This window comes from Stenotrophomonas sp. YJH_SMC_29, from assembly GCF_059371235.1.
The window spans coordinates 37,140-46,100 of record NZ_JCAFUK010000002.1 but is presented as its reverse complement, the minus strand read 5'-3'; the positions used below and the strand labels follow the sequence as shown (position 1 = coordinate 46,100).

Here is an 8,961-nt window from a genome sequence, read left to right as displayed (position 1 = left end):
GACCGGCCTTGCCCGGCTTGCCTATCGTGCCTGCATGGAACCCGCCGATCCCCTTGCCCAGCTGCAGGACTTCGCCGCCCGCGTGGAAGCGTTGCTTGAACGCAACCAGCGCCTGGCCGAGGAGAACCGCAGCCTGCGCCACCAGCAGGAGCAGCTGGTGGCGGAGCGTTCGACGCTGCTGGCCAAGAACGAACAGGCGCGCTCGCGGGTGGAAGCGATGATCAGCCGGCTCAAATCCCTGGAGCAGCACACATGAGCGCCGAACCGGTCAGTGTCCGCATCCTCGATCGTGAATACACCGTGGGGGTCGGCGGCGATGAACGCGACAGCCTGATGGCAGCCGCGCGCCTGCTGGACGCGCGCATGCGCGAGATCCGCGGCAGCAACCGCATGGCCGCCGTCGACCGCGTCGCCGTGCTGGCCGCGCTCAACCTGGCTCACGAACTGCAGCTGCTGCGCGACGAGAACGCCCGCCAAGCGGTGGCCCTGCAGCAGACTCTTGCCGACCTGAACCGGCGCCTGGACCGCGCGATCGACGGCACCCCCTAGAAAAAGGGGACGGAGGGGATTAAGGCGCATTCGCCCCATCCGTGCCGGAAACGTCTTAATCCCCTCCGTCCCCTTTTCGCATATCTGAATTGGCACGGACTGTTGCCGACGAACGGCCTACCCAGATCCTGCGTGCTGGCTATAATGGCCACGCGTTCTCTGCGGTACTCGACGGCATGTGCAAACATTCGCCTTGTCCCTTAAGAACGACACCGGGAGCGCGACAGCGCCGGGAGTGCAGGTCCGCCTTGTAGCGGGAAGCCCGATGGTTCTCCAGCGTTCCCACTTGAGCCCCCGGGTTCAAGGTCGTTTCGCATGCATCGACATTGCGGAGAATGCAATATTCCAGCAAGGGCGGCGTCTTCGGGCGTCGCCCTTGTTCTTTCCGGCACAATGACGGCTGATCCTTGCCGCACGCTGCCATGACCGACCCGCGCCAGGCCCTGCGCCACGACCTGCGGCAACGCCGCCGCGACCTCTCCGCCGGTGAGCGCATCGCTGCCGCCGAATCGCTGGCCGATGCCCTGCTGGCCCTGCCGTTCGCCCCGCGCGAAGGCGCCGTGGCCGGCTACTGGGCGCTGGATGGCGAAATCGCCCTGCACCGCTGGCAGCTGCAACTGCCCGAAGGCCTCACCTACTGCCTGCCGGTGCTGGCCGGCGACGTGCTGCGCTTCGCGCCGTGGCGGCCGGGGCAGGCGCTGACCAGCAACCGCTACGGCATTCCCGAACCGGACGTGGCGCTGGACAACACGCTGGAACCGGCGCAGATGGCGCTGGTGGTGGCCCCGCTGGTGGGGTTCGACGCCCACTGCCGGCGGCTGGGCATGGGGGGCGGCTGGTATGATCGCAGCTTCGCCTTCCGCCATGACCGGCCGGCGCCGCCCTGGCTGGTCGGCGCTGCGTTCGCGGTGCAGCAGGTCGAGTCCTTGCCGGTGGCGTCGTGGGATGTGCCGGTGGACGCGATCTGCACCGAAGACGGCACCCTGTTCCCCTCCGCTGCCCCCGTGAACGCATGACCGCCCGCAAGCGCTACTGGCTGATGAAGTCCGAACCGGACGCCTTCTCCATCGATGACCTGGCCAAGGTCAAGGTCGAACCCTGGAACGGGGTGCGCAACTACCAGGCGCGCAACTTCATGCGCGATGGCATGCAGGTCGGCGACGGCATCCTGTTCTACCACTCCAATACCAAGGTGCCGGGCATCGTCGGCCTGGCCACGGTGGCCAGCACCGCCTATCCGGACGACACCCAGTTCGATCCAACATCCGACTACCACGACCCCAAGAGCACGCGCGAGAACCCGCGCTGGATGCTGGTGGACGTGGCCTTCGACCGCAAGCTGAAGCAGGTGATCGCGCTGGACGAGATCAAGCTGCACGCCGAGGAACTGGGCCAAGGCTTCCCGCTGGTTGCCAAGGGCAACCGCCTGTCGGTGTTCCCGGTGACCGCCGCGCAGTGGAAGCTGCTGCTGTCGCTGGAAAAGAAATCCTGATTCCCTGCCTGAGAGTTCTCCCATGTCCGAAGCCAAGCGCCTGGCCGCCGAGAAAGCCATCGAATACGTCGAAGACGGCATGATCGTCGGTGTCGGCACCGGTTCCACCGTGGCCTATTTCATCGATGCCCTGGCCCGCATCCAGCACCGCATCAAGGGCGCCGTGTCCAGCTCCGAGCAGAGCACCGCGCGCCTGAAGCAGCACGGCATCGAGGTGATCGAGCTGAACCACAGCGGCAACCTGTCGCTGTACGTGGACGGCGCCGATGAGTGCGATCCGAACAAGTGCCTGATCAAGGGCGGCGGCGCCGCACTGACCCGCGAGAAGATCATCGCCGAGGCCAGCGAGCGCTTCATCTGCATCGTCGACCCGAGCAAGCAGGTGCCGGTGCTGGGCAGGTTCCCGCTGCCGGTGGAAGTCATCCCGATGGCGCGCAGCCTGGTCGCCCGCCAGATCCGCGACATGACCGGCGGCCAGCCGGCCTGGCGCGAAGGCGTGGTCACCGACAACGGCAACCAGATCCTGGACATCCACAACCTGCAGATCACCGATCCGGAAAAGCTGGAGCGCGAGCTCAACCAGCTGCCGGGCGTGGTCTGTGTGGGCCTGTTCGCGCGGCGTCGCGCCGATGTGGTGATCATCGGCGGCGAACCGCCGGTCGTGCTCTGACCCTTCAGAAGGATCCTGATGATGTCGCTGTTGCGTTCGCTGCTGATGCTTCCGCTGCTGGCCCTGGCCGGTTGTGCCACCGACGCGGCCCGCCATTGGGTCGAGCTGGATGGCGCCCGCTACCAGGTGGAGCTGGCCACCAACGATGAAACCCGCGCCCGCGGGCTGATGTTCCGCGACCAGATGGCGGCCGACCACGGCATGCTGTTCATCCACGACCGCGAGGAGATGCAGGCGTACTGGATGAAGAACACCAAGATCGCGCTGGACATCCTGTACTTCGACAACCAGCGCAGGCTGGTCAGCCAGCAGCGCGACGTGCCGCCGTGCTCGGCCGGCGACATGTGCCCGCCCTATCCCAGCGGCGGCCCGGCGCGTTATGTGCTGGAGCTCAACGCCGGCCAGGCCGAGAAGCTGCAGCTCAAGGACGGCACGGAGCTGAAATTCGGCCCGGGCATCGAAAAGTAAACGATACGGCCGGCACCCACGGTAGTGCCGGCCGCTGGCCGGCAACCCGGCTGGGGCCCCGATCGGGGCCAGATCCCTTTCGCACGCGGAAGGGATCCGACCCCTGCATCTTTCACGCGGCACCGCTTGAAACCGCACGCGAATGACGCCAGTCTGTGGCCATGCAGGACCGGATCACACTCCCCGACTGGGATGCACTGGCCGACCTCGAAGACGAGGCACTGCCACTGTTGCCGACCGCGCTGTTGATCGCGCGCGATGAATACCCCGATCTGCAGCCGTCGACCTACGACGCGCTGATCCAGAGCCATGTCGAGCACCTGCGCTCGGAAGTGGAGAGCATCGACAACAGCCCGCTGAAGATGGCGGCGATCAATCGCCACCTGTTCGACGAGCTGGGCTACAGCGGCGACCACGACAAGTACTACGATCCGCGCAACAGCTACCTCAACCAGGTGTTCGAGCGCCGCTTGGGCAACCCGATCTCGCTGGCGCTGGTGCAGATGGAAGTCGCGCGCCGGCTGGGCATTCCGCTCGATGGCGTGTCCTTCCCCGGCCACTTCCTGGTGCGCCTGCCGGTGGACGACGGCGTGCTGGTGATGGACCCGTTCAACGGCGGCCGTCCGCTGGACGTGGACGAACTGCGGGAACGGGCCAAGTCACATCTTGGCGGGCAGATGCCCGACGACCAGGTGCTGGCGCAGATCCTCGACCCGGCGCCGGCGCGCGCAATCCTGATGCGCATGCTGCGCAACCTGCATGGTGTGTACGCCGAGGCGGGCGAATGGGACCGCGCGGCACGCAGTGCCGACCGCCTGCTGAAGCTGGCCCCGGAGCAGGACGACGCGCTGCGTGACCGTGGCCTGGCCTACCTGCAGCTGGAGTACCTGGCCGGCGCCCGCCACGATCTGGGGCAGTACCTGAAGCGCAACCCGGAAGCCAGCGACGCGCAGTGGCTGCGGGAGAAGCTGATCGACCTGGGCGGACCGATGCCGCGGCTGCATTGAGGGTGCCGCCGTGTGGACCAACGGCCCACACCCAAGGCTAGGTCAATCGACCTCGACCATCTCGAAATCGGCCTTAGTGACCCCGCAGTCCGGGCAGGTCCAGGTCTCTGGAATGTCCTCCCAGCGCGTCCCCGGCGCGATGCCCTCCTCCGGCAGGCCCTCCGCTTCGCTGTACAGGAAGCCGCAGACCACGCACATCCAGGTGCGCAAGGTGGTGGGGGTGGCATCGCTCATCGGATAATCGGGGCTGGATTCACGGGCCGCCATTGTCCCATCGCGGTCCACTCACCGGTAGCCATCGATGACTTCTGCTTCCCCGGCGCCCCGCGGCGTCTACCTGATCACCCCGGACGAGCCCGATACCGCGCGCCTGCTGGCCCGTACCGCGCCGCTGCTGGCCGCGGGCGCTACCTGGCTGCAGTACCGCAACAAGACCGCCAGCGGCGCGCTGCAGCGGGAGCAGGCCATCGCCCTGCAGGCGCTGTGCGCGGAATACGGCGTGCCGCTGATCGTCAACGACGACCCGGCGCTGGCCAAGGCCGTTGGCGCGGCGGGGGTGCATCTGGGCGGCACCGACGGGGACATCCCCAGCGCGCGCGCCCTGCTCGGCCCCGAGGCCATCATCGGCGCCTCCTGCTATGACCAGCTGGCCAATGCCGAGAGGGCCGTGGCCGCCGGCGCCAGCTACGTGGCCTTCGGCGCGTTTTTCCCGACCACCACCAAGATCACCACCAGCCGCGCGCATACCGACCTGCTGCGGCAAAGCGCCGCACTGGGCGTGCCGCGGGTGGCGATCGGCGGGCTGACGCCGGACAATGTCGGTCCCATCATCGACGCCGGTGCCGATCTGGTCGCCGTGGTCAGCAGCGTGTTCGCCGCCGAAGACCCGGTCGCGACCCAGCGCGCCTTCCTCGCCCAGTTCGCGTAACGCCCAGGATATTCCCCCATGAACCACGACCAGTCCCACGCCCTGTTCTCCCGCGCCCAGCAGCTGTTGCCGGGCGGCGTCAATTCGCCGGTGCGCGCGTTCAAGTCGGTCGGCGGCGAGCCGTTCTTCGTTGAACGCGCCGACGGTGCCTACCTGTACGACGTCGACGGCAACCGCTACATCGACTATGTCGGCTCCTGGGGCCCGATGATCGTCGGCCACAACCACCCGGCCGTGCGCCAGGCGGTGAAGAAGGCGATCGACAATGGCCTGTCCTTCGGTGCGCCGTGCGCGGCCGAAGTCACCATGGCCGAGACCATCACCCGCCTGGTGCCATCGTGCGAGATGGTGCGCATGGTCAACTCCGGCACCGAGGCCACGCTGTCGGCCATCCGCCTGGCGCGTGGTGCGACCGGCCGCAACCGCATCGTCAAGTTCGAAGGCTGCTACCACGGTCACGGCGACTCGTTCCTGGTGAAGGCCGGCAGCGGCATGCTGACCCTGGGCGTGCCAACCTCGCCGGGCGTCCCGGCCGGGCTGAGCGAACTGACCCTGACCCTGCCCTACAACGACTTCGAAGCGGCCACCGCGCTGTTCGCGCAGCAGGGCGACGACATTGCCGGGCTGATCATCGAACCGGTGGTGGGCAACGCCAACTGCATCCCGCCGCGCGAGGGCTACCTGCAGCACCTGCGCGCACTGTGCACGCAGCATGGCGCGCTGCTGATCTTCGACGAAGTGATGACCGGATTCCGCGTCGCCCTCGGCGGCGCGCAGGCGCACTACGGCATCACCCCGGACCTGACCACCTTCGGCAAGATCATCGGCGGCGGCATGCCGGTGGGTGCCTACGGCGGTCGCCGCGAATTGATGCAGCAGATCGCCCCGGCCGGCCCGATCTACCAGGCCGGCACGCTCAGCGGCAATCCGGTGGCGATGGCCGCCGGACTGGCGATGCTGGAGCTGATCCAGCAGCCGGGCTTCCACGCCGACCTGGCCGAGCGCACCGCACGCCTGTGTGCCGGCCTGGAAGCGGCCGCCGCCGAAGCCGGCGTGGCGGTGACCACCACCCGCGTGGGCGCGATGTTCGGGCTGTTCTTCACCAGCGAGAAGGTCGAGACCTATGCGCAGGCCACCGCCTGTGACATCCCGGCGTTCAACCGCTTCTTCCACGCGATGCTCGACCAGGGCGTGTTCCTGGCACCGTCGGCGTACGAGGCCGGCTTCCTGTCCAGCGCCCACGATGACGCAGTGATCGAGGCCACCCTCGCCGCCGCACGCGTAGCGTTCCGGGCCGCCAAGGGCTGATCGCAAAAAGGGGACGGAGGGGATTAAGTCGTTTGTGCACAAACGACTTAATCCCCTCCGTCCCCTTTCTTCTAGCCGAAGACGAAGGTGCCCTTCATCATCGCGAAGTGGCCGGGGAACGAGCAGAAGAAGGTGTAGTCACCGCCCTTCTGCAGGCCCTGGGTGGAGAAACGCACACGGGTGGTCTCGCCTCCACCGATCACTTTGGTATGCGCCAGCACGCGCTTGTCGGCCTTCGGCAGGTAGCTGTCGGCCAGGGTCATGCGCATGCCCGCCATCGCCACCGGCTGGTAATCGGCCGTGCGGGTCAGCACCCAGTTGTGGCCCATCGCGGTAGCGGCCAGCTTGCCGGTATGGCGCAGGGTCAGGTCCACGGCGGTGCAATCAGCGGCAACCTTGATCTCGCGGCTGCTGAAGCTCATCTGGTCGGTGCTGTCGATGCTCACCGCACACACCCGTGCCATCGCCGACGGCGCCAGCATCACCGCGCCCAGTCCCATTGCCACCAGCCAAGCCTTCATCGTTGCCTCTCCTGCGGATTCAAGCGCCATTCTAGGCACCCGCCTGCGCCCCCGGCTGCGACCGTCTGTCGCACGTCCACTCCAGGGTTTCCGCGCATCCACCGCGATGGCATGCTCGGCCGATGCGGATCGACCTGTTGCTGCTGGATGTGGATGGCGTGCTGGTGCAGTACCAGCGCGCACAACGCGTGCTGCAGCTGGCGAACGCACTGCGGGTTCCGACCCAGGCCGTGCAGGCCGCGCTGTATGACAGCGGACTGGAGGCGGCGCATGACGACGGCACGCTGGACGGCCCGGCCTATCTGGCGCGGCTGGGGGAGCGCCTGGGCAGGACCGTCGATGTCGCGACATGGATTGCGGCACGCCAGGCCGCCAGCCATCCGCAGGCGGCCGTGCTGCAGCGGCTGCAGGGCCTGCAGCTGCCGATGGCCGTACTCACCAACAACGGCGCGCTGATGGTACAGGCGCTGCCCACCCTGCTGCCGGAACTGTTCCCTGCGCTGCAGGGCCGCGTGTTCTGCAGCGCGGATTTCGGCCTGCGCAAGCCCGCACCGGCGGTGTTCCTGCGCACGCTGGACGCGCTGGACGTGGCCCCGGCGCACACGCTGTTCGTCGATGACCTGTTCGCCAACGTGCGTGGCGCGCGCGCTGCCGGCCTGCACGCGGAGACCGTGCGCGATGGCCGGGGATTGGGCAAGGTATTGAAGCGTTACGCGGTGAGCTGATCGGGGTCAGAGCCCTCTCCGCAGGAGAGGGGTCCGACCCCGGCACCCTGGCTTCAGCGCGCGGCGATGAACGCGGCAATTGCCGCGCGCAGGCGCTTCAGGCCTTCGGCCACTTCTTCGTCGGTGATGTTCAGCGACGGCACGAAGCGCAGCACGTCCGGGCCGGCCTGCAGGGTCAGCAGGCCGTGCTCGGCGGCATGGTCGAGGATCGCACCGGCCTGGCCGGCGAAGTCCTTGCCCAGCACCGCGCCCAGCATCAGGCCGCGGCCACGCACGTCGCTGAACACACCGAACTCGTCGTTGATGCGGGCGAAGCCATCGCGCAGCGCCTTGGACTGGCGGCTGACGTTGGCGGCGATCTCCGCCGAGGCCAGCTTGCGCAGTGCCACGCGGGCCACCGCAGCGGCCAGCGGATTGCCGCCGAAGGTGGTGCCGTGCGCGCCGAACTGCATGGTCTCGGCCACCTTCGGGCCGGCCAGCATCGCGCCGATCGGGAAGCCGCCGCCGAGTGCCTTGGCCAGGGTGACCATGTCCGGCACTACATCGTCCTGCCAGTGCGCGAACAGCGTGCCGGTGCGGCCCATGCCGGCCTGGATCTCGTCCAGCACCAGGAGTGCGTTGTGCTGGTCGCACAGTTCGCGCACGCGCTTGAGGAAGCCGGACTTGGCCGGCATCACGCCGCCCTCGCCCTGGATCGGCTCCAGCATCACCGCTGCCACGTCGCCGGCGGCCATCGCGGTTTCCAGCTGCACTTCATCGTTGAAATCGATGTAGCGGAAGCCACCGGGCAGCGGCTCGTAGCCCTCCTGGTACTTCGGCTGGGCCGTGGCGGTCACCGCGCCCAGGGTGCGGCCGTGGAAGCTGCCACGGAAGGTGATGATCACCCGCTTGTCGGCCGGGCGGCCCTGGCTGGAGGCCCACTTGCGGACCATCTTGATCGCCACTTCGTTGGCTTCGGCGCCGGAATTGCACAGGAACACGCGCTCGGCGAAGCGGCTGGCCTTCACCAGCTCCTCGGCCAGGTGCAACGGCGGCGCACTGTAGAACACGTTGCTGGTGTGCCAGAGCTTGCCGGCCTGCTCGACCAGCGCGGCCACCAGGTCCGGATCGTTGTGGCCCAAGCCGCACACGGCGATGCCGGCGGCCAGGTCGATGAACTCACGCCCCTGGCTGTCCCACACGCGGGCGCCCTGCCCTCGCTCCAGCACCACCTGGCGGGGCTTGTAGACCGGCAGGTAGTAGTGCGAAAGGGAAATCAGCGGATCGGTCGCGGCAGTCATGGCAGTCGGCAGG

General features: G+C 67.9%; 13 protein-coding genes and 1 other RNA gene. 11 read left to right on the top strand and 3 right to left on the bottom strand.

Features of this window, described 5'->3' with window-relative positions; genetic code table 11:
• The first annotated feature begins 34 nt into the window (after positions 1-34).
• The 8 genes from AC5P9I_RS03405 (at position 35) to AC5P9I_RS03370 (ending at position 4,186) form a co-directional block, all read left to right on the top strand.
• Positions 35-256: a TIGR02449 family protein gene (locus tag AC5P9I_RS03405; protein ID WP_005410898.1), complete on the top strand. Its 222-nt coding sequence runs from the start codon at positions 35-37 to the stop codon at positions 254-256.
• On the top strand, positions 253-549 hold the full coding sequence (locus AC5P9I_RS03400) for a cell division protein ZapA (protein WP_005410899.1): 297 nt from the start codon (positions 253-255) through the stop codon (positions 547-549). The genes AC5P9I_RS03405 and AC5P9I_RS03400 overlap by 4 nt, the downstream gene beginning before the upstream one ends.
• 153 nt (positions 550-702) lie before the next feature.
• A non-coding RNA gene (gene ssrS, locus AC5P9I_RS03395) (6S RNA) lies at positions 703-888 on the top strand.
• A gap of 83 nt (positions 889-971) precedes the next feature.
• Positions 972-1,565: a 5-formyltetrahydrofolate cyclo-ligase gene (locus tag AC5P9I_RS03390; RefSeq protein ID WP_049466919.1), complete on the top strand. Its 594-nt coding sequence runs from the start codon at positions 972-974 to the stop codon at positions 1,563-1,565.
• Positions 1,562-2,041, top strand: coding sequence for an EVE domain-containing protein (locus AC5P9I_RS03385; protein WP_049466921.1), 480 nt, complete (start codon positions 1,562-1,564; stop codon positions 2,039-2,041). Before AC5P9I_RS03390 ends, AC5P9I_RS03385 begins: the two co-directional genes overlap by 4 nt.
• Before the next feature lie 22 nt (positions 2,042-2,063).
• On the top strand, positions 2,064-2,711 hold the full coding sequence (gene rpiA / locus AC5P9I_RS03380) for a ribose-5-phosphate isomerase RpiA (RefSeq protein ID WP_130767775.1): 648 nt from the start codon (positions 2,064-2,066) through the stop codon (positions 2,709-2,711).
• A gap of 21 nt (positions 2,712-2,732) precedes the next feature.
• On the top strand, positions 2,733-3,179 hold the full coding sequence (locus AC5P9I_RS03375) for a DUF192 domain-containing protein (protein WP_049466935.1): 447 nt from the start codon (positions 2,733-2,735) through the stop codon (positions 3,177-3,179).
• Positions 3,180-3,340: 161 nt separating this feature from the next.
• The gene (locus tag AC5P9I_RS03370; protein ID WP_049466926.1) at positions 3,341-4,186 is read left to right on the top strand and encodes a SirB1 family protein; all 846 of its coding nucleotides are present in this window, start codon (positions 3,341-3,343) and stop codon (positions 4,184-4,186) included.
• A 42-nt stretch (positions 4,187-4,228) separates the two neighbouring features.
• On the opposite strand, the gene AC5P9I_RS03365 is transcribed toward AC5P9I_RS03370, so the two are convergent.
• Positions 4,229-4,453, bottom strand: coding sequence for a rubredoxin (locus AC5P9I_RS03365; RefSeq protein ID WP_014038358.1), 225 nt, complete (start codon positions 4,451-4,453; stop codon positions 4,229-4,231).
• A gap of 34 nt (positions 4,454-4,487) precedes the next feature.
• On the opposite strand from AC5P9I_RS03365, the gene thiE reads away from it, so the two are divergent.
• Both thiE and hemL read left to right on the top strand, forming a co-directional pair.
• Positions 4,488-5,114: a thiamine phosphate synthase gene (gene thiE / locus AC5P9I_RS03360; protein WP_049466931.1), complete on the top strand. Its 627-nt coding sequence runs from the start codon at positions 4,488-4,490 to the stop codon at positions 5,112-5,114.
• Positions 5,115-5,132: 18 nt separating this feature from the next.
• Positions 5,133-6,422 (top strand): glutamate-1-semialdehyde 2,1-aminomutase, encoded by a 1,290-nt coding sequence (gene hemL / locus AC5P9I_RS03355; RefSeq protein ID WP_049466933.1) that lies wholly within the window; start codon positions 5,133-5,135, stop codon positions 6,420-6,422.
• Positions 6,423-6,493: 71 nt separating this feature from the next.
• On the opposite strand, the gene azu is transcribed toward hemL, so the two are convergent.
• On the bottom strand, positions 6,494-6,943 hold the full coding sequence (gene azu / locus AC5P9I_RS03350) for an azurin (protein ID WP_049466671.1): 450 nt from the start codon (positions 6,941-6,943) through the stop codon (positions 6,494-6,496).
• A gap of 122 nt (positions 6,944-7,065) precedes the next feature.
• Here azu and AC5P9I_RS03345 point away from each other — a divergent pair, with 122 nt between their 5' ends.
• The gene (locus AC5P9I_RS03345; RefSeq protein ID WP_049466669.1) at positions 7,066-7,668 is read left to right on the top strand and encodes an HAD-IA family hydrolase; all 603 of its coding nucleotides are present in this window, start codon (positions 7,066-7,068) and stop codon (positions 7,666-7,668) included.
• Between the two features lie 53 nt (positions 7,669-7,721).
• Here AC5P9I_RS03345 and AC5P9I_RS03340 read toward each other — a convergent pair whose 3' ends face one another.
• Positions 7,722-8,948, bottom strand: a complete 1,227-nt coding sequence (locus AC5P9I_RS03340) for an acetylornithine transaminase (RefSeq protein WP_049413720.1) — start codon at positions 8,946-8,948, stop codon at positions 7,722-7,724.
• Positions 8,949-8,961: the final 13 nt, after the last annotated feature.

Bases quoted from the DNA above. Each gene is read 5' to 3' on its own strand.
- AC5P9I_RS03405 (WP_005410898.1), top strand. From the start codon at position 35: ATGGAACCCGCCGATCCCCTTGCCCAGCTGCAGGACTTCGCCGCCCGC.
- AC5P9I_RS03400 (WP_005410899.1), top strand. From the start codon at position 253: ATGAGCGCCGAACCGGTCAGTGTCCGCATCCTCGATCGTGAATACACC.
- AC5P9I_RS03390 (WP_049466919.1), top strand. From the start codon at position 972: ATGACCGACCCGCGCCAGGCCCTGCGCCACGACCTGCGGCAACGCCGC.
- AC5P9I_RS03385 (WP_049466921.1), top strand. From the start codon at position 1,562: ATGACCGCCCGCAAGCGCTACTGGCTGATGAAGTCCGAACCGGACGCC.
- rpiA (WP_130767775.1), top strand. From the start codon at position 2,064: ATGTCCGAAGCCAAGCGCCTGGCCGCCGAGAAAGCCATCGAATACGTC.
- AC5P9I_RS03375 (WP_049466935.1), top strand. From the start codon at position 2,733: ATGTCGCTGTTGCGTTCGCTGCTGATGCTTCCGCTGCTGGCCCTGGCC.
- AC5P9I_RS03370 (WP_049466926.1), top strand. From the start codon at position 3,341: ATGCAGGACCGGATCACACTCCCCGACTGGGATGCACTGGCCGACCTC.
- AC5P9I_RS03365 (WP_014038358.1), bottom strand. From the start codon at position 4,453: ATGGCGGCCCGTGAATCCAGCCCCGATTATCCGATGAGCGATGCCACC.
- thiE (WP_049466931.1), top strand. From the start codon at position 4,488: ATGACTTCTGCTTCCCCGGCGCCCCGCGGCGTCTACCTGATCACCCCG.
- hemL (WP_049466933.1), top strand. From the start codon at position 5,133: ATGAACCACGACCAGTCCCACGCCCTGTTCTCCCGCGCCCAGCAGCTG.
- azu (WP_049466671.1), bottom strand. From the start codon at position 6,943: ATGAAGGCTTGGCTGGTGGCAATGGGACTGGGCGCGGTGATGCTGGCG.
- AC5P9I_RS03345 (WP_049466669.1), top strand. From the start codon at position 7,066: ATGCGGATCGACCTGTTGCTGCTGGATGTGGATGGCGTGCTGGTGCAG.
- AC5P9I_RS03340 (WP_049413720.1), bottom strand. From the start codon at position 8,948: ATGACTGCCGCGACCGATCCGCTGATTTCCCTTTCGCACTACTACCTG.